This window comes from Kitasatospora sp. NPDC023120 (genome assembly GCF_055560835.1).
In genome coordinates this window covers 1-17,923 of the sequence record NZ_JBVHHY010000053.1, presented here as the reverse complement: position 1 = coordinate 17,923, position 17,923 = coordinate 1, and the positions used below count along the sequence as shown (strand labels likewise).

Sequence of the window (17,923 nt, the reverse complement as noted above, 5' to 3'; positions counted from 1 at the left end):
AGACGCATGACAGAACGCTCCATGCAGGAGCCGACGCTGCTTCTGCTCACCGCGCTGGCCGATGCCCCGAGGCACGGCTACGCGCTCATCCAGGAGATCGCCGCGATCTCCGACGGCCGGGTCAAGATGCGCACCGGCACGCTCTACGGCGCGCTCGACCGGCTGCTCGGCCAGGGCCTGATCGAGGTCGCCGCCGAGGAGGTGGTGGACGGCCGCGCCCGGCGCACCTACGCGCTGACCGACACCGGTCGCGGCGCGCTGGCCACCGAGGCCGAGCGGCTGCGGGCCGTGGCCGCCGAAGCCGAGCGGCGGCTCTCCGCCGCCGCTGTCCGTCCGAGGGTCAGGGGGGCCTTCGCATGAGCATGAGTGATTCGACCGTCGCGGTCCGGACGGCGCTGGCGCTCTACCCGGTCCGCTACCGCCGCGAGCGCGGCGACGAGCTGGCCGACGTCTTCGCCGACACCACGGCGGAGGTCGGCCGGGCCGCCAGGGTCCGGGAACTGTTCGACCTGGGGGCGTACGGGCTGCGCATGCGGACCGGGCTGACCTCCACTTCGACGGGCGGGCGGCTGGCGGCACTGGCCGCCCCGCTGGTGGTCGGCTCGGCCGCCGGACTGGCGGGGGGCAATGTGCTCATCGAGTACCTGACCGGTGACGCGGCCGTGCTGTCGGGCCCGGACTGGGAGCTGGGCTACTTCCTGCGCTGGGGGCTGCTGCTGGGGGCGCTGCTCTCGGTCGGCGCGGCGCTGCTCGGACGGTGGACGGCGGCGAAGCTGCTGGCCGGGGTGGCGGCGCTGGCGGCGGGGGCGGAACTCGTGGCGGCGGTGACCGATCCCGTCGTGCTGCAGCCGCTCTGGGTGTTCCTCGAGGCCTTCCAGTGGGACGGTCCGTTCGTGCTCTGGGCGCTGGTGCTGCTGGCCGCGCCGAAGGACGCACTGTCGGTGCCGGCGGGCCGGGAACGGGCCCTGATGGCGGCCGCGGCGGTGCTGACCCCGGTCGCGGCGTTCGGGGACAACGTCTACACCAGCTGGTACCACCTGGACCCGCAGTGGCGGGCGGCGATGGTCGTGGTGCCGCTGCTGATGACCCTGTCGGTGGTGCGCGGCTGGTACCTGGTGGCGGTGCCCGGGCTCGCGGCGCTGCCCTGGGCGCTCAGCGTGAACCTGCACGGGCTCTGGCAGCAGGAGGGCGGGGCCTGGCGGCTGCTGCCGATGGCCGGGGTGGTGGTCGCGGTGGCGGTCGCGCTGGTGCTGGTCGGACGGCGCAAGGGCGCGGCCGGGCCGGGCGGCAGGCTGCCGGCCTGAAGCGGGGGCCGGAACGGGGGAGGGGTGTGGTCTCGCCCTGCTCGGGCGGGTGTGGCAACCTACTGATATGTCTAGACCAATTTTCGAAGTCATCGCGCTGACGCCCCAGGACGCCCAGGCCGCCGAGTCGGGCGGCGCCGACCGGCTCGAACTGGTCACCGACATGGCTGCCGACGGGCTCACCCCGTCCGTCGAGGACTTCGCCCGGATCCGGGCCGCCGTCGGCATCCCGCTGCGCGTCATGCTCCGGATCCGGGACGGCTTCGCCCCCGGCGACCTGGACGAGCTGTGCGCCCGGGCCACCGCGCTGCGGGCCGAGGGCGCCGAGGAGTTCGTCTTCGGCTTCCTCGACGCCGACGGCGCCGTCGACCTGGCCGCCACCGCGACCGTCGCCGAGGCGGTGGCCGGCTGCCGCTGGACCTTCCACCGGGCGGTCGACCACAGCGCCGACCGGGCCGCCCTGCGGGCCGCCGTCGGCGCCCTGCCCGGGCTGGACACCTTCCTCACCTCGGGCGCGGCCGCCGGGGTGGACGCCGGGCGCGAGGTGCTGTCGGCCGAGCTGGCCCGCGCCGGGGAGCCCGGGTACCGGCAGCGGATCCTGATCGGGGGCGGCCTGCGGGCCGAGCACCTGAAGGAGCTGCGGGCGGAGGGATTCGACGCCTTCCACGTCGGCGGCGCGGTCCGGGTCGACGGCTGGCGGACGCCGGTGGACGCGGCCAAGGTCGCCGAGTGGCGGGCGCGGATCGACGCCTGAGCGTCCCGCGGAAGGGCCGACCCCACCGGGTCGGCCCTTCCGCGTGACTAACGGAGCTGCTCGGGCAGCGGCTCGCTGTGCAGCACGGTCAGCCCGGAGACGGCGCGGGTCAGTGCCACGTACAGCCGCCGCAGGCCGGTCCGCTCGTCCGGTTCGCCGGCGATTACCGCGGCCGGCTCGTCCAGCACCACGTAGTCGTACTCCAGGCCCTTGGCCAGCGAGGCCGGGACGAGGGTGAGCCGGGCCTCGGCGCTGGTCTCGGTGCCGGGGGAGAGGTGCGGCAGGCCGGCGGCGGTCAGCGCCTCGGCGAGCAGCGGGATCCGGGCATCGGCGGCGATCAGGCCGGTCGAGCCCTCGTGCCCCAGCGCCTCCCGGCAGGCGTCCAGGACCGCCTCGGTCGAGTCTCCGTCGGTGATCCGGCGGATCGTCAGCGAGCCGGGGGCGTCGCGGACCGAGCCGGCCGGGGCCAGGCCCGGGGCGATCGCCGGGAGCAGCCGGGAGGCGTACGCGATGACCTCCTCCGGCACCCGGAAGCCCTTGGTCAGCTCCTCGACGTGGGCGTCCGGCTTGCCCAGGTGGTGCAGGGCGTCCGGCCAACTCGCCGTCGCCCACGGGGTGGTGCCCTGGGCGAGGTCGCCGAGGACGGTCGCCGAGCCGGTGGTGCAGCGGCGGCCGACCGCGCGGTACTGCATCGGGGAGAGGTCCTGCGCCTCGTCCAGCACCACGTGGCCGAGCGAGGGCGTGCGCTGCACCAGGTCCGTCGCCTCGTCCACCAGGACGGCGTCGGCCGCCGTCCAGCGGGCGGTCTTCACCGAGCGGCCCGGCTTGGGCCACAGCACCGCCTGCTGCTCCTCGGGGGTCAGCACGCCCTCGGCGCACGTGGCCAGGAACTCCGGGTCGGAGAGCAGCCGCAGCACCAGCTTCGCCGGGTCGACGGCGGGCCAGCACTTCTTGACCACCGCCTTGACCGCGGTGTTGCGGGCCACCGCGTCCTGCACCCGGTCGTCCGGGGCCTCGCCGCCCTGCTCCATCTTCAGCAGCACGGCGTGCGCGATGCGCTGCGGCAGGGCGTCCCTGGCGGCGCCGTAGCGGACCTCGCGACCCTTCAACTCCTCGATGATCTCCACGAGTTCGTATACCGGGACGCGCCAGCGGCGGGAGCCGCGGACCACCACGCAGGGCTCGGTGGGCAGCGTGATGCCGGCCCGCACCGCGCGGCGCAGCACCTCGGCCATCCGGGCGTCGCCCTTCAGCCGGGCCGCCTCCGGGCCGTCCTCGCCCCGGACCTCGACGTGCGCGACCAGTTGCTGGACGGTGGCCTGGGCGACGTCCAGCTCGCCGAGCGCGGGGAGCACCTGCTCGATGTAGGAGAGGAAGGCGTTGTTCGGCCCGATCACCAGGGTGCCGGTGCGGGCGAGACGCTCGCGGTGCGCGTACAGCAGGTACGCGACGCGGTGCAGGCCGACGGCGGTCTTCCCGGTGCCGGGCGCCCCCTGGACGCAGATGGTGCCCGTCACGTCGGAGCGGACGATCTCGTCCTGCTCGGGCTGGATGGTGGCCACGATGTCGCGCATCGGGCCGACGCGGGGCTTCTCGATCTCGGCGGCGAGCAGGGCGGAGGCGGTGTCGGTCTCGGCGGGGTCGGTGAGGTGCTCGTCCTCGTAGGCGGTGAGTTCGCCACCGGTGTAGCCGAAGCGGCGGCGGCGCTCGACGTCCATCGGGTCGGTGCGGCTGGCCCGGTAGAACGGCTGGGAGACCGGCGCGCGCCAGTCGATCACCATCGGGTCGCCGTCGGCGTCGTGGACGTGGCGGCGGCCGATGTAGAAGTTTTCTCCTCCCCCGCCCTCGCTCAGCTCCTCGCTGATCGGGTGCAGGTAGTCGAGGCGGCCGAAGAAGAGCGGGGTGTGGGAGAGGTCGGCCAGGGCGGCGATCCTGGCCTCGATCTGGTTCTGGAGGACGACGGCGGACACCCAGGTGCCGGTCACGTCGCGCAGGTCGAGCGACTCGACGTCCTCGCGCATCGCTCGCAGCGCGGCCCGGGACGAGGCCAGGTGGTCGCGTTCGCGCTGGAGGGGGTCGGTGGTGGGGGTGGCGGGCACAGCGAACCTTCCCGGCTGCCCCGGTGGCGGGCGCAGCGGATCGATGGAGCTCACGGTGGGGTACAGCCGACCGGTTGCCGTGCGGTCGACGCCTCCCCCGGCTGCCTGCGGGACTTCAGCAGGTACCACGGTTCGGGAGGGGGCAGACGGACGATCTTAGACCCGTCCGCGTCGGGGTTCCAGCCGTGCAGGTCTCGGGGTTGCCCCTACCCCGGTCCCGGGGTCCGCCGTACACCCGGAGGACGAGCTCCGTCCCGGCGGATACGGCCTTTGGAGTGATGCCCGCGGCCGGTCGGGTGCCTACCGTTGAAGACATGAGCAACCAGAACCCCACCCCCCGTTCCGGCCCGGCCGGCGCCGCCGCCACCGGGCGCCACCGCCACCCGCTGAGCACCGCCGTCCGCAACGTCGGCATCGCCCTGGACACCGCCGCGCGCGTGATCTTCCTCGGGCGCGACGGTGTCCGCTACTGAGCGTCGGCTCTCCTCCGGTTACAGCACGTCGTCCGCGTCGATGATCCGGTACGCGTAGCCCTGCTCGGCCAGGAAGCGCTGCCGGTGGGCGGCGAAGTCCTGGTCCACGGTGTCCCGGGCGACCACCGAGTAGAAGTGCGCCGCGTGGCCGTCCGCCTTGGGGCGCAGCACTCGGCCGAGGCGCTGGGCCTCCTCCTGGCGGGAGCCGAAGGTCCCGGAGACCTGGATGGCCACCGTGGCCTCGGGCAGGTCGATCGAGAAGTTCGCGACCTTGGAGACCACCAGGACGCTGATCTCCTTGTTCCGGAAGGCGTCGAAGAGCTTCTCGCGCTGGGCGTTGCTGGTCTCGCCCTTGATCACCGGGGCGTCCAGGGCCTCGCCGAGCTCGTCCAGCTGGTCGATGTACTGGCCGATGATCAGCGTCTGGTCCTTCTCGTGCTTCTTGACCAGTGCCTCCACCACCCGCCGCTTGGTCGCCGTGGTGGCGCAGAAGCGGTAGCGCTCCTCCGGTTCGGCGGTCGCGTAGGCGAGCCGCTCGGAGTCGGTCAGGGTGACCCGGACCTCGCAGCAGTCGGCGGGCGCGATGTAGCCCTGCGCCTCGATCTCCTTCCACGGCGCGTCGAAGCGCTTGGGGCCGATCAGGCTGAACACGTCGCCCTCGCGGCCGTCCTCGCGCACCAGCGTCGCGGTCAGGCCGAGCCGGCGGCGGGCCTGCAGGTCGGCGGTGAACTTGAACACCGGGGCGGGCAGCAGGTGCACCTCGTCGTAGACGACCAGGCCCCAGTTGCGGGCGTCGAACAGCTCCAGGTGCGCGTAGACGCCCTTCCGCTTGGTGGTCATCACCTGGTAGGTGGCGATGGTGACCGGGCGGATCTCCTTCTTGGTGCCGCTGTACTCGCCGATCTCGTCCTCGGTCAGCGAGGTGCGCTTGACCAGCTCGTGCTTCCACTGGCGGGCCGAGACGGTGTTGGTGACCAGGATCAGCGTGGTCGACTTGGCGTGCGCCATCGCGGCCGCGCCGACCAGCGTCTTGCCGGCGCCGCAGGGCAGCACGACGACGCCGGAGCCGCCGTGCCAGAAGCCCTCGACGGCCTGCGCCTGGTACGGGCGCAGCTGCCAGCCGTCCTCCGCCAGGTCGATCGGGTGCGCCTCGCCGTCCACGTACCCGGCGAAGTCCTCGGCGGGCCAGCCGAGCTTGAGCAGCACCTGCTTGATCTGCCCGCGCTCGGAGGGGTGCACCACCACGGTGTCCGGGTCGACCCGGGCGCCGACCAGTGGGGCGATCTTCTTGGAGCGCAGCACCTCCTCCAGCACCGGCCGGTCGGTGGTGGTCAGCACCAGCCCGTGCGTCGGGTGCTTGACCAGCTGGAGCCGGCCGTACCGGCCCATGGTGTCGGCCACGTCCACCAGCAGCGCGTGCGGCACCGGGTAGCGCGAGTACGTCACCAGGGCGTCGACCACCTGCTCGGCGTCGTGCCCGGCCGCCCGCGCGTTCCACAGCCCGAGCGGGGTCACCCGGTACGTGTGCACGTGCTCGGGTGCCCGCTCCAGCTCGGCGAACGGCGCGATGGCGCGCCGGCAGTCGGCGGCCTTGGGGTGGTCGATCTCCAGGAGGAGAGTTTTGTCGCTCTGGACGATGAGCGGTCCGTCGTTCACGCGGGGGAGCCCTCCACTGGCTGACAGGGTGGTTTGACGCAGACCCTCCAGTGTCGCGCATTCCGCGGTGAACCGGGACGGGCTACTTCCACTCGTAGAGCTTGCCGGTGGAGGTGCCGTCCTGGGCGACGTCGAACTCGAAGAGGCCGGCGACGCCGTTGAGCTTCTCCAGCTGCGGGGCGGTGGTGGAGAAGTAGAGCGCGCCGCGGTACTGGACGACGCCTCCCTCGGTGAAGTGGCCGAGGCCGCTGCCGTGCCAGGTGACGGTCTGGCCGTCGGCGGTCATGTCGACGCCCTGGCCCTCGCCGAACAGCGTGCCGTCGGCGCGCAGTTCGGTCTCGTACGTGCCGAAGCTGGAGACCGCGACGCCGTAGTAGGTGGCGGTGCCCTCGAAGGACACCTCGACGACCGCGTGTCCGTCGGCGGCCGCGAGGACCCGTCGGCCGGTGTCCTTGCCGCGGACCTCGCCGATCAGTTCGCCGAGCATGATGCCTCCTCTGGGGAACCCCCCGTCCTTCCGGACTACGCCGCGTCCAGGGGCGGCGCAACCGCACGCCGGTGACCGGCGGGAACCTCGCTCGTTGAGCCGGTCATGAACAAGTCGAAGCGTGTTCTCACCGCCCTCGCCCTGATGGGCACGGCCTTCGCCGCCACCGCCTCCTCGGCCGGTTCGGCCCACGCCCTCGCGGGCATCGGGGAGGGGCCCGGCGGCCTGCTCGCGGCTCCCGGGTTCCTGCTCGCGGACACCGTGACCGGCGGTGAACTGCCGGTCGGGCAGGGGCAGATCGGCAGCCTGGCGGACCAGGCGGTCAAGGAGAAGATGAAGGAGTCGCGGGGGAACTGACACCCCGGCCGGTCACTCGTCGAGTTCCGCGACGCCGGTGATGCGGTGGAGGGCGAAGGTGCGGAGTTCGTCCGCGTGGTGGTCGAAGGCGGTGACGAAGCCGCCTTCGACCTTGACCGGGTCGATGATGCGCTGGCTGGCGATGCCCTCGGCGTTGAGGTAGCCGATCCACATCCGCTCGCCGAGGAGGACGGCCGTCTGGAGGGCGGCCAGGGTCTCGGCGGCGGCGGTGCGGGGGAGTTGGCGCGGGTCGGGGATGGGCTCGCGGCGGGAGGCGGTGGCGGCGCGGTCGCCGGCCCGGATGGCCTTGACGGCTGCGGCGAGCAGGGTGTCGTCGGGGGTCGGCGGCCCGTCCGGGACGGGGACGGGCGCCGTCCGGGGCGGGGTGCGGTGGCTGTCCGGGCGGGTGATCAGCACGTCGCCCTCGGCGGACTCGGCGGCCGGGGCGTAGCCCATCGTGCGCAGCGTGGCGAGCAGCACGTCCGGGGCGGCCTGGGCGGCGAGGACGGTGGGGGCGAGCAGCCGCAGCCGCAGCTCGGCGGAGCGGCGGTCGGCGAGCACCTCGTTCAGCAGGGAGGGGTCGTCGCAGCGCAGGTAGGAGGAGGCGGCGCCGACCCGCAGGATGCCGTGCCGACGGGCGACGTCGTCGATCAGGTACGTGAGCGGCTGCGGGACGGGCGTACGGCTGTGCTGCTCCAGGAAGGCGCGCAGGTCGGCGGCGGTGCGTCCGGCGTCGAGGGCGCGGCGGACGGACGTCGGGGTGAACCGGTAGACGGTGGCCGCGCCCTTGGACTCGATGTCGGCGCACAGCGCGAGGGCGTGCGCGAGCGGGGTGAGCAGCGGGCCGGGGGCGATCGCGGTGAGGTCCGGTTGGAGGATCACGTGGTCGAGCGGCCGCGGCAGCAGCGGAGCGAGCACCTCGGCCGGGTCGGCCTCGGCGGTGAGCAGGGCGCGGGCGGGGGCGGCGAGGGCGCCGCGGCCGGTGATGCCGAGGAGTTCGGCCTCGTCGAGGGTCCAGGCGACGAGCTCGTCGCGAAGGTCGCGGCCGTCCGGGCCGGTCGGGCCGCCGCGTAGCGGGCGCTGCCAGCGCAGGGTGGGAAGCAGCTCCTCGGCGGTGGCCGGGGTGCCGGGCGGCAGTTCGGCGAGCAGGGCGAGGGCGGCGCGGCGCACCGACGGGGCGAGGGTGCGGTCGAGTTCGGGGCCGAGGGCGGCGCGCTGCTTGCCCTTGCCGTCCGGGGTACCGGCGAGGGCGGGGACGCGGGTGGCGGCGAGCCAGGCGGCGGCGAGGACGGACCAGCGCTCGGCGGTGTCCAGCTGCAGCCAGGTGTCGTACGCCGGGGTGGGGGCCCAGCGTTCGTCCACCTCGCCGTCGGGGGCCAGCAGGCCGGCGGTGTAGGCGAGTTCGAGCCAGAAGGCGGTTTGCTGCTCGGTGGTCTCCAGGACCTGGGCGGTGCGTTTGAGGTCGCGGACGCCGAGGCCGCCGGCGCGCAGGGTGAGCGGCGGGGTGAGGCCCCAGCCGTCCAGCAGCTCCTCGACGGTCTTGACGGCGGTGTGGGCCTGGCCGGCCGCGGCGCTGTCCACAGCCTGTGGATCGCGCGGGGCGGTGGCGGGCGCGGGCTCGGGCGGGACCGGTTCGACGGTGCGGTGGGTGCGGCCGCCGCGCAGGTGCAGGGCGAGTTCGCGGGGCAGCACGACGCTGCCGGGGCTGGTGGGCAGCAGCAGGCCGCGGGCGAGCAGCCATTCGACGGGGCTCTGCGCGTCCTCGGCGGTGACCGGGCGGGCGGCGTCCGGGACGGTGCCGGTGGGCGGGCCCCAGACCAGCCGGTCCAGCAGCCGCAGCGCGGGCTCGGGGGCGGTGTCGAGCAGCGCGGCGCAGCGGGTGCGGTCGGTGAGCAGCGCGGTGAGCGCGGCGACGGCGGTGACCGGGTCCGGGGTGGCCGGCTGGCCCGCCGAGGCGAGCAGCTGCTGCAGCCGGGCCGGCGACATGCCCACGGTGGCGTCGGCGAGGGTCGGGCCGAGGCCGGTGCGGCCGGGGTTGGCGGCGGTCGGGGCGAGTGCCTCGCGGACGGCGAGCACCAGCCGCAGGCCGTTGTCCGGGCCCCAGAGCAGCGAGCGATCGCGCAGGGTGGCGATCGCGCGGGGCAGGGCGGTGGCCACGGCGGACCGGTCGGCCGGGGTGAGCGGGGTCGCGCCGGGGTGCGGCTTGACCTTGGCCGGCCCGGTCAGCAGGGAGCGGACGGTGGCCACGGAGGTGCCGTCCGGGGCGGTCGCCAGCGCCTCGGCGACCTGCAGGGTGAAGCGGTCCAGCCGCTCCAGGGCGCGCAGCGCGGAGGCGCGCGAGGAGAGCCGGGCGGACAGCTGGGTCAGGTCGCCGGGGACGGGGTTCAGCAGGTCGGGGCGGGATCGGAGCAGGGCGGCGAGCGCGTCGTCGGGGCGGGCGCGCAGCTCCTCGGCGAGGGTGCGCGGGCCGGCGGGCGTCCTGCCCCTGCGTCGGGGGCCCTGCTGTGTGGTCATTCGACCTAGGTTAGTCGGGTGGGGTGTCCGTCGTCCGTCGGGCTGCGTGGGGTCGGGACTCGCGTGGGCGGGGGCGGGGTGGGTAGCGTCACGGCGAGGGCGGTTCGGTGGGCGGCCGCGCTTCTCAATGGGTGAGCCGGGCGAGGCGGGGTGTCGGGGATGACGGACGGCGAGTGGTGGCGCAAGAGCGGGCCGTGGAGCGAGCGTTCGGTCGGGGGCGGGGAGGACCGGGCCGCGCGGGGCGGTTCCTCGGGCGCCTCGGGTGGTGCGGGCGCCCCGTCGGTGCCGCCCATGCCGTCCGCGCCGCCGTCGCCGTCGGTGCCGTCGCCCGCTTTCGATCCTGACAGCGTGTACGACCCGCCCGCGCCGAGCGCGGACGGGATCCCGTCCGTTCCGCTGAACCCGCCGGACGCGGCCGCCGCCGAGGAGCGGGCGTCCGCGATCCCGCCGCCGACGGTGAGCAGCACCGGGCCGTGGAGCATGACGGTCTTCGACTTCTCGGACGGGCCGGAGCCCCCGCCGCAGCCCATTCCCGAGCAGCGCGCGGCGGATGCGGCGGCGGACCCGGCTGTGCCCGCCGCCGAGTCGGTGCCGCCCGCGGCGGATCCGGAGGCGGCGAGGAAGCCGAAGAGGTTGTGGAAGGCCAAGGGGAAGGCCGCTCCGGACGCGGCGCCTGCCGCCCCTGTCGCCGGGGCCCCTGCCGCTCCTGCCGCCGGGGCCCCGGCGGCAGGGAAGGGTGCGGCGAAGGGGGCCGCGAAGGACCCCGGTGCCCGCAAGGCGTCCCCGCTGATCCTGCTCTCCAGCACCCTGCTGGTCGCCGGCGCCGTCTCCGGCATCCTGCCGGTCATGCTGGCGGGCTGGGGGCTCGGCTACCTCTCCCGCCAACTCTCGGACCTGATGCGCAAGTTCGTGATCCTCGGGATCCCGCTGATCACGATGAGCGCGACCACCCTGTACGCCATGCAGCGCGCCAAGCAGGCCGGCGGCCAGGGCGGCGGCGGGCTGCAGTCGGGCTCCCCGCTGGGGCAGATCAGCTGGTCGTCGGCGCCGAACGTGCTGCGGGTGTCGGCGGTGATCTCCGCGGTGGTCCTGCTGCTCATCGGCATGCGCCGCCGTCCGCCGCAGCAGGGCTGAGGCGACCCCGGCTGCCGGACCGCCCGACTGCCGGGCTGCTCAGGGCCGTCGGCCGTCAGCCGCCCTCGGCGGTCCGGCGGAGCAGCCGTGCGGGGCTGGTGCGCGGACCTCAGCGCAGCTGGAGGGCCCTGACGCCCGAGAGCAGCGGGATGAGCCGGTAGTTCCCGTCCCCGGCACCGCAGGAGGGCTTGGTGTCGGGGGTGTCGGAGATGTTCGTCCCGGCCTTGAAGCGCCCGTCCCCGCTCGCTGCGAGGGTCGTGAAGTGGTCGTGGAAACGGTCGAAGTAGTACATGCACTGGTGCAGGTTCAGGTACCGCCCGGCGGTCAGGTCCAGCGGTGTGGCGCTCGACAGCAGGGGGATGGGGTGGTCGACGCCGCCCCCGTCGCCGCATCTCGGGGCGGTGTCTCGGGTGTTGGAGACATTGGTGGAGGCGAAGAACTTGTAGTCCGTGGTCCCGACCATCGTGGTGAGGTGGTCCTGGTCGTAGTCGCTCCAGAAGACGCACTGGTGCAGGTTCAGGTAGCGCCCGGCCGTGAGGTCGTAGCCTTCGGCGGCCGTGTAGACGTTGGGCTGGTACGTCCCGTCGCCCGGACCGCAGACCGCGGCGGGGACCGGGGTGTCGGAGACGTCCGTCCCGGCCCTGAACCGACCGTCCAGGCTCGGGACCAGGGTGGTCATGAGGTCGAAGCTGGTCGGCAGGAAGGGGCCGTTGTAGACGCACTGGTGCAGGTTCAGGTACCGGCCTGCCGGGGGCGGCGGAGCGGTGCCGGCGGTGGCGGCGGCGGGAGCCGGGCCGACCAGGGCGGCGACGGACAGTGCGGCGGCGGCGAGCGCGGCGGAGCGGGGGGACAGTCGCATCGGGGAGGTCTCCGTGGTCCGGTGCGGCCGCTCCGAGCGAGCGGCCGTCACGCACGAGGCTTCCCCGGGTGCCCGGCGCCCCCGGTCGGCGCGCGCCGACTTCACCTGAACGACCGGCCGCCCGGTGCCGGTCCGCTACTCGGCAGACTGGGCCGCCCGGGTCAATGTGCCTGCCCGGCGGCCATGCTGAGGATTCCGGCGGTGACGGCCGCCGGGTCGTCGGTGGGCAGGGCGTGGCCGGCGTCGGGGACGAGCTCGACCCGGGCGCCCGGCAGGACGCGGTTCAGCCGGGCGGCGACCTCGCGGGCGTCGAACAGGGCGCTGCGCTCGCCGAGGAGGAAGAGGGCGGGGGCGTCGAGGCGGCCGAGTTCTTCGTCGGTGAGGGTGGTGGCCGGGGGCAACCGGCGGCGGAAGCCCATCGAGGCGCGCGTCAGGGCCATCAGCTCGGTCTCCAGGATCGCGCTGTTGCCGACCAGCCCCGCCAGCCGCGGTCGGAGCGGGCGCGGGGCCAGCGCGGCGAGGCCGCCGACGATGAGCCAGGTGTAGAAGCGGCGGTCCAGGTCGGCCAAACCCGCGGGGTCGACCAGGGTGAGGGCGGCGGCGCGCCCGGGGTGGTGGATCCGGTGGTTGAGGGCGATCCAGCCGCCGTAGGAGCAGCCGACCAGGTGGACGGACGGCAGGTCGAGCGCGGTGAGGAGTTCCTCCAGCCAGGCGGCGGCGTCGCGCCCGTCCCGGACGGGGGCGCTCTGCACGCCGGCGCCGGGTTCGCCGATGGTGTCCACGGCGATGACGGGGTGCTGTCGGGCGAGGGCGTCGAGGTAGCCGTGCCACATCAGTGCGTTGCCGCCCGAGCCGGGCAGCAGGACGATCGGCTGCCCCTGCTCGGGGCCGGTGCGGTAGACGCGGGTGGTGCCGAAGCCGGTGGGGACGTCGAGCGGCGTCGCCGCCGGCGGCCACAGCTGGGTCAGCGCGCGCTCGTAGGCGGCGCGGAAGCGGGCTTCGGCCTTGCCGTTCCTGAACTCGCTGATTCGCATGGTACATGTGTATCACATGCATGATACGGGTGTACCAGGAGAGCGGTTCGAAACTACGGAGGTCGGAACGATGACCGCGAAGGTCGACCACGAAGAACGCCGTCGGCAGATCGCCGAGGCCCTGCTGCGCATCGCCGACACCGAAGGACTGCAGTCGGCCAGCATGCGGGCGGTCGCGGCGGAGGCGGGCGTCTCGCTGCGCCTCGTGCAGTACTACTTCAAGACCAAGGACGGCCTGCTGCTCGACGCCTTCGCCCGACTCGGCGCCCAGCTCCAGGCCCGGATGGAGCGGTGGATCGGCGAGGCCCGCGCCCCGCGCCAGGTGGTCACCGCGGTCCTCTCCTGCATCCTGCCCACCGACCCGGAGAGCCGGCGGATCACCCGCACCTACGCCGCGTACTACACGCTGGTGCTCGGCGACCCGGAGGCGATGGAGAAGCACGGCGCGCGGCAGCCCGAACTGCTGGAGGGCTTCCTCGCCAAGCAGCTGCGCGCCGCGCAGGAGGCCGGGGAGATCGCGGCGGGCCGGGACGTCGGGGTCACGGCGGCCGGGCTGCTGGCGATGGTCAACGGCCTCGGGTCGAGCGTCCTGGGCGGGCAGCGCGGCGGCGAGGAGGCGCTGGCGATCCTGCAGTACCACCTGGACGAGCTGTTCCGGCCGCCGTCGGCCGACGCGTCCGCCTGAACGCAGCGGGCCCCTCGCACGCCTTCGCGCGAGGGGCCTGTCGGGCGGGGCCTCGGCGCGGTCGCTCCTCAGCCGTCGGCGAGGTGGACGAGGCGGCGGTAGGTGTCCGGGTCGCCCAGGTGGTCGGTGATCCAGCGGGCGACGGTGGCGCGGGTGGCGGTGCCGGCGCGGGGGAGCGGCCGGTCGTAGGAGACCGAGGGGTTCGCGGAGGGCGGCCCGTCCTTGAGCATCGGCACCCGGACGACCGTCCAGCCGATGTCCGACGCCGCCAGCACCGACTCCATCCGGGCCAGGTCCCGGTGGATCTCCCGGTACAGCCGGTCGACCACGAGCTTGGTCACCACCCGTTGGGCGAAGGGGAGTCGGCCGGTCTCCAGACCGGCTGACCCCATCGTCACCAGGTGTCGCGCGCCGCCGGCGCGGACGGCGGCGGTCAGGGCCAGGGCGCCGTCGGAGAAGACGGTGGTGGCTTGGCGGCCGGTGCTGCCGAGGGTGGCGACGACCACGTCCTGGCCGTTCAGCGGCTCCAGGAGTGAGCCGGGTCGGTGGACGTCCGCCTGCGCGGTGTGCGGGGTGCCGTGCGTGAACCGGGGTAGCCGGGCGGGGGTGCGGGCGACGGCGGTGACGGTGTGTCCGGCCGCCAGTGCGAGGTCGACCACCAGGCGGCCGGTGCGTCCGGTGGCGCCCACGACTGCGATCTTCATCGGTTGCTCCTTGCCGGGCCGGTGGGCGGCTGCGGCCCGTCGACCCTCCCTTGTGGTCCCTTGTGATTCATTCAGACGGACTGTATGAATGAATCCAGTGAACCACAGCACACCGCGAGAGCAAGCCCGAAGGAGCGATGGGACATGGGAGTTCGACAGGCTCGTTACCCCGACCTGAACGGCAGGGTCGTCGTGATCACCGGCGGCAGCCGCGGCATCGGCGCGGAGACCGCCCGGGCCTTCGCCCGCCAGGGCTCGGCCGTCGCCGTCCTCGGCCGGGACGAGGAGGCGCTGGCCGAGGTGGCCGGGGAACTGCGCGCGGACGGCGCCCGGGCGCTCGGCCTGGTCGCCGACTGCACCGACGCGGCGGCGCTCGCCTCCGCCGCCGACCGGATCGAGCGGGAGCTCGGCCCGGTCGACGTCCTGGCGGCCTTCGCCGGCGGCGACGGCTACCCCGTACCGACCGCCCGCGAGACCGAGGAGCACTGGCGGGCCGTCCTGGACGGCAACCTCACCGCCACCTTCCTCACCGTCCGGGCCTTCCTGCCCGGGCTGCTCGCCCGGCGCAGCGGTTCGATCGTCACCATGGCCTCCACGGCGGGCCGGCTGCCCAGCGGCGCCTCCGCCGCGTACGCCGCGGCCAAGGCGGGCGTGCTGATGCTCACCCGCCAGCTCGCGCTGGAGGTCGCGGCCGAGGGCGTGCGGGTCAACGCGATCGCGCCCGGCGCCGTCCGCACCGAGCGGACGGCCGCGCAGATGCCGCCGGAGGTGCAGGCGGCGGTCGCCGCCGCGCACCCGCTGGGGCGGCTCGGAGAGCCGGAGGACATCTCCTCGGCCACGCTGTTCCTGGCCTCCGACGCGTCCTCCTGGATCACCGGGCAGACCCTGGACGTCAGCGGCGGCCGGGTCATCGTCTGAGCCCGGGGCGTCCTCCCGCCGTCGGGTCGGGCCTGGCGGTCGGGGCCGGAGCATCGGCGGGTCGGCGGGTCGGACGCGGGTCGGACGCGGGTCGGACAGGAGGGCCGGACGGGCGGGCGCGGGGGCGATCCGGCCCGGGTGAGCCGATCGGCGATACTGCCAGTTCCCGCGGAACCACCGGTTCCCGCGGACGGTTCACGCGGAACGAGTGGAGGCGAACGGGATGAGCCCCCGGTCCTACCGGATGGGACAGCGGCAGGCGGAGGTCGACGAGACCCGGGCCCGGATCGTCGCGGCCGCCCGGGTGCACCTCGCGGAGACCGGCGGGCTCTCGCTGGACGCGGTCGCCCGTCGCGCGGACGTCGCCCGGGCCACCGTCTACTACCAGTTCGGCTCCAAGACGGGCCTGCTGGAGGCGGTCTGCGACGCCCTCGCCGCCCAGGGCGGCATGGCCCGGCTGGCCGAGGCGTTCGGCTTGGCCGACCCGTGGGCGGCGGTGGACCGGTTCGTCGAGGTGATGGGCGGCTTCTGGGCGGTCGACCGGGTCTGCACCCGCCGGCTGCGTGCCCTGGCCGCCCTCGACGACGAGGTCGGCCGGGTCATCGCCGACCGCGACGCCCGCCGCCGGGAGGGCGCCGCGGTCCTGGCCGCCCGGCTGCCGGCCGCCCCGCCGGACGCGGCGGGCCTGCTCTTCGTCCTGACGGCCTTCGAGACCTACGACGCCCTGGCGGCGGAGCTGGCGGACACGGCGTCCGGGGACGACCTGACCGCCGCCGTGCCCGCCGTCACCCGCCTGGTCCGTGCCGCCCTCGGCGCGGACCCGGCGGGGACGGAGGCGTAGGGCCCGCGGGGGCCCGCGGGGGTCCAGGCCTACAGCCGGTCGGCCAGGGCCCGGTGGATGCGCCGCCAGGCGTCCTCGGTGGCGGCGGCGTCGTGCCCGTCGGCGCGGTCGGCGGCGAAGCCGTGCCCGGCGCCCGGGTAGGTCACCAGCTCGTGGGCGACCCCGGCCTCGGTGAGCTTCTCCTCCACCGCCTTCCACTCGTCCAGCGGCAGGATGTGGTCCTGGTCGCCGTTGAAGCCGAGCAGGAACACGCCGTTGGCGGCGATCCGGTCGGCGGTCTCCAGCGGTGGGACCGGGCCGACCAGCGGGAAGCCCGAGTTGAGCATCCAGCCCGGGTAGAACACGGCGGCCAGCTCGAAGCGCAGCTCGGTGGCCGCGCGGACGGCGATGTGGCCGCCCATGCTCGTGCCCAGGAACGCCACCCCGCGCCCGCCCGCCAGACCGCGTGCCGCCGCCAGCGCCTCGGCCGCGTCGGCCACCAGCCGGTCGCGGTCCAGGGCGCGCATCAGGACGAGGCCCGCCTCGCGCTCCTCGGCGCTGTAGCCGAGCTCGGTGCGACGGGCGTCGCGCCAGTAGAAGTCCGGCGCCAGCGCGACGTACCCGAGCGCGGCCAGCTCGGAGCAGATCCCGCGGACGTACGCGTTGACCCCGTACAGCTCGGAGCAGACGACGACGGCGCCGCGCACCTCGCCCTCCGGGTGGTGCACGTACGCCTCGACGCCGCCGGGTGTGCCCAGCTCCTGCCACTGACCAGTCATCAAGTCCCCCGTGGTGAAGGTCGGATGGTTGCGGCGGACATCGTAGACGGTCGGCGCGGCCGGGTCCGCACCCCTTTCGGCTCGGGGGTTAGCCCCACTACGGGAAGGGTGCTTCCCCCGTTCTTCGGACCGCCCCGCCCGACCAGACTCGGGGCATGCCCACACAGACCGTGACGACGGCCGACGCCCCCGCCCCGCAAGCGGGTCCCGCCGGCAGCGACTTCGCCCGACTGAGCCGCCGGATGGCCGCCGAAGGCCTGCTCGACCGGCGGCCCGGCTACTACGCCGTCCGGATGGCCCTGGTGCTCGCCGCGTTCCTCGGCGGCTGGTACGCCCTGTTCGCGCTGGGCGACACCTGGTGGCAGCTCGGCCTGGCGGTGGCGATGTCCGTCGTCTTCGCCCAGGTCGCCCTGCTCTCGCACGACCTCGCGCACCGCCAGGTGTTCAGCAGGCGGCTGCCGAGCGAGATCGGCGGCCGGATCGCCGCCAACCTGCTGATGGGCATGAGCTACGGCTGGTGGATGAACAAGCACACCCGCCACCACGCCAACCCGAACCACGAGGAACGGGACCCGGACGTCTCCCCCGACCTCCTCGTCTGGTCCAAGGAGCAGGCCCGGCAGGCGAGCGGGATCGCCCGGTTCATCGGGCGCCGGCAGGCGTTCCTGTTCGTGCCGCTGCTCCTGCTGGAGGGCCTCAACCTCAGCTACAACAGCTTCCGGGCGCTGCGCGGCCCCACGATGAAGCGGCCGGTGCTGGAGGGCGTGCTGCTGGTCGGGCACTTCGTGGCGTACTTCGGTCTCGTGTTCGCGGCGCTGCCGGTAGGCAAGGCGGTCGCGTTCCTCGCCGTGCACCAGGCGCTGCTCGGGGTGTACCTGGGCGCCGTCTTCGCGCCCAACCACAAGGGCATGCTGATGGTGACGCCGGAGATGAAGCTGGACTTCCTGCGCCGCCAGGTGCTCACCTCGCGGAACGTGCGGGGCGGCCTGGTCATCGACTCGGTGATGGGCGGCCTGAACTACCAGGTGGAGCACCACCTCTTCCCCAACATGCCGACCCCGGCGCTCAGGCGGGCCGCCCGGATCACCCGCGAGTTCTGCGCGGAGGAGGGGATCCCGTACTACGAGGTGGGCCTGCTGCGGTCGTACCGCGAGATCTTCGCCCACCTGCACCGGACGGGGGAGCCGATCCGCTTCGGCGAGTGAGGGAGAGGAGACGGAGAGGGGCGGGGAGTGGGAAGTCGGCCGGGCCGACATACCAACACCCCCCCGGAGGTGCCCGAAAAAAAAAATTTAAGAATCGCCGGCACCCTACCCGGGGGGGGGGGCACCGGGTGGGTGTACGAA

At 74.4% G+C, this 17,923-nt stretch carries 18 protein-coding genes; 10 read left to right on the top strand and 8 right to left on the bottom strand.

Features of this window, described 5'->3' with window-relative positions; all coding sequences use genetic code 11:
• Positions 1-6: 6 nt before the first annotated feature.
• The 3 genes from ACZ3TI_RS39195 (at position 7) to ACZ3TI_RS39185 (ending at position 2,058) form a co-directional block, all read left to right on the top strand.
• Positions 7-360: a PadR family transcriptional regulator gene (locus ACZ3TI_RS39195; protein ID WP_465735110.1), complete on the top strand. Its 354-nt coding sequence runs from the start codon at positions 7-9 to the stop codon at positions 358-360.
• Positions 357-1,304: a hypothetical protein gene (locus ACZ3TI_RS39190; RefSeq protein ID WP_465735108.1), complete on the top strand. Its 948-nt coding sequence runs from the start codon at positions 357-359 to the stop codon at positions 1,302-1,304. Before ACZ3TI_RS39195 ends, ACZ3TI_RS39190 begins: the two co-directional genes overlap by 4 nt.
• Positions 1,305-1,371: 67 nt before the next feature.
• Positions 1,372-2,058 carry a copper homeostasis protein CutC gene (locus ACZ3TI_RS39185; protein WP_465735106.1) on the top strand — a complete coding sequence of 229 codons (687 nt, stop codon included), beginning with the start codon at positions 1,372-1,374 and terminating at the stop codon, positions 2,056-2,058.
• Between the two features lie 47 nt (positions 2,059-2,105).
• Here ACZ3TI_RS39185 and ACZ3TI_RS39180 read toward each other — a convergent pair whose 3' ends face one another.
• Complete coding sequence (locus ACZ3TI_RS39180; RefSeq protein WP_465735104.1) at positions 2,106-4,157, bottom strand: HelD family protein; 2,052 nt, start codon at positions 4,155-4,157, stop codon at positions 2,106-2,108.
• Between the two features lie 314 nt (positions 4,158-4,471).
• Between ACZ3TI_RS39180 and ACZ3TI_RS39175 the strand changes: the two genes are divergently transcribed.
• The gene (locus tag ACZ3TI_RS39175) at positions 4,472-4,630 is read left to right on the top strand and encodes a hypothetical protein (protein ID WP_465735102.1); all 159 of its coding nucleotides are present in this window, start codon (positions 4,472-4,474) and stop codon (positions 4,628-4,630) included.
• 18 nt (positions 4,631-4,648) lie between these two features.
• On the opposite strand, the gene ACZ3TI_RS39170 is transcribed toward ACZ3TI_RS39175, so the two are convergent.
• Both ACZ3TI_RS39170 and ACZ3TI_RS39165 read right to left on the bottom strand, forming a co-directional pair.
• Positions 4,649-6,286 carry a DNA repair helicase XPB gene (locus ACZ3TI_RS39170; RefSeq protein ID WP_465735100.1) on the bottom strand — a complete coding sequence of 546 codons (1,638 nt, stop codon included), beginning with the start codon at positions 6,284-6,286 and terminating at the stop codon, positions 4,649-4,651.
• A gap of 82 nt (positions 6,287-6,368) precedes the next feature.
• Positions 6,369-6,773: a hypothetical protein gene (locus ACZ3TI_RS39165; protein WP_465735098.1), complete on the bottom strand. Its 405-nt coding sequence runs from the start codon at positions 6,771-6,773 to the stop codon at positions 6,369-6,371.
• A 105-nt stretch (positions 6,774-6,878) separates the two neighbouring features.
• Between ACZ3TI_RS39165 and ACZ3TI_RS39160 the strand changes: the two genes are divergently transcribed.
• Entirely contained in the window at positions 6,879-7,130 is a 252-nt protein-coding gene (locus tag ACZ3TI_RS39160) for a hypothetical protein (RefSeq protein WP_465735096.1), read from the top strand.
• Positions 7,131-7,142: 12 nt separating this feature from the next.
• Here the strand turns inward: ACZ3TI_RS39160 and ACZ3TI_RS39155 are convergent, their stop codons facing one another.
• Positions 7,143-9,644 carry a helicase-associated domain-containing protein gene (locus ACZ3TI_RS39155; RefSeq protein ID WP_465735094.1) on the bottom strand — a complete coding sequence of 834 codons (2,502 nt, stop codon included), beginning with the start codon at positions 9,642-9,644 and terminating at the stop codon, positions 7,143-7,145.
• Between the two features lie 348 nt (positions 9,645-9,992).
• Here ACZ3TI_RS39155 and ACZ3TI_RS39150 point away from each other — a divergent pair, with 348 nt between their 5' ends.
• Positions 9,993-10,778: a hypothetical protein gene (locus ACZ3TI_RS39150; RefSeq protein ID WP_465735092.1), complete on the top strand. Its 786-nt coding sequence runs from the start codon at positions 9,993-9,995 to the stop codon at positions 10,776-10,778.
• Positions 10,779-10,887: 109 nt separating this feature from the next.
• On the opposite strand, the gene ACZ3TI_RS39145 is transcribed toward ACZ3TI_RS39150, so the two are convergent.
• Together ACZ3TI_RS39145 and ACZ3TI_RS39140 are read right to left on the bottom strand one after the other, a co-directional pair.
• Positions 10,888-11,637 carry a hypothetical protein gene (locus ACZ3TI_RS39145; protein ID WP_465735090.1) on the bottom strand — a complete coding sequence of 250 codons (750 nt, stop codon included), beginning with the start codon at positions 11,635-11,637 and terminating at the stop codon, positions 10,888-10,890.
• A gap of 161 nt (positions 11,638-11,798) precedes the next feature.
• Positions 11,799-12,671: an alpha/beta fold hydrolase gene (locus tag ACZ3TI_RS39140; protein ID WP_465735088.1), complete on the bottom strand. Its 873-nt coding sequence runs from the start codon at positions 12,669-12,671 to the stop codon at positions 11,799-11,801.
• Positions 12,672-12,741: 70 nt separating this feature from the next.
• Between ACZ3TI_RS39140 and ACZ3TI_RS39135 the strand changes: the two genes are divergently transcribed.
• Positions 12,742-13,356 (top strand): TetR/AcrR family transcriptional regulator, encoded by a 615-nt coding sequence (locus ACZ3TI_RS39135; protein WP_465735086.1) that lies wholly within the window; start codon positions 12,742-12,744, stop codon positions 13,354-13,356.
• A gap of 68 nt (positions 13,357-13,424) precedes the next feature.
• Here ACZ3TI_RS39135 and ACZ3TI_RS39130 read toward each other — a convergent pair whose 3' ends face one another.
• Positions 13,425-14,060 carry an NAD(P)-dependent oxidoreductase gene (locus ACZ3TI_RS39130; protein ID WP_391556299.1) on the bottom strand — a complete coding sequence of 212 codons (636 nt, stop codon included), beginning with the start codon at positions 14,058-14,060 and terminating at the stop codon, positions 13,425-13,427.
• Positions 14,061-14,204: 144 nt separating this feature from the next.
• On the opposite strand from ACZ3TI_RS39130, the gene ACZ3TI_RS39125 reads away from it, so the two are divergent.
• Both ACZ3TI_RS39125 and ACZ3TI_RS39120 read left to right on the top strand, forming a co-directional pair.
• Positions 14,205-14,978: an SDR family NAD(P)-dependent oxidoreductase gene (locus ACZ3TI_RS39125; protein WP_465735083.1), complete on the top strand. Its 774-nt coding sequence runs from the start codon at positions 14,205-14,207 to the stop codon at positions 14,976-14,978.
• 223 nt (positions 14,979-15,201) lie between these two features.
• Positions 15,202-15,819, top strand: a complete 618-nt coding sequence (locus tag ACZ3TI_RS39120; protein ID WP_465735081.1) for a TetR/AcrR family transcriptional regulator — start codon at positions 15,202-15,204, stop codon at positions 15,817-15,819.
• A 29-nt stretch (positions 15,820-15,848) separates the two neighbouring features.
• On the opposite strand, the gene ACZ3TI_RS39115 is transcribed toward ACZ3TI_RS39120, so the two are convergent.
• On the bottom strand, positions 15,849-16,577 hold the full coding sequence (locus ACZ3TI_RS39115; RefSeq protein WP_465735079.1) for a dienelactone hydrolase family protein: 729 nt from the start codon (positions 16,575-16,577) through the stop codon (positions 15,849-15,851).
• Positions 16,578-16,732: 155 nt separating this feature from the next.
• On the opposite strand from ACZ3TI_RS39115, the gene ACZ3TI_RS39110 reads away from it, so the two are divergent.
• Positions 16,733-17,782 (top strand): fatty acid desaturase family protein, encoded by a 1,050-nt coding sequence (locus ACZ3TI_RS39110; protein WP_465735077.1) that lies wholly within the window; start codon positions 16,733-16,735, stop codon positions 17,780-17,782.
• Positions 17,783-17,923: the final 141 nt, after the last annotated feature.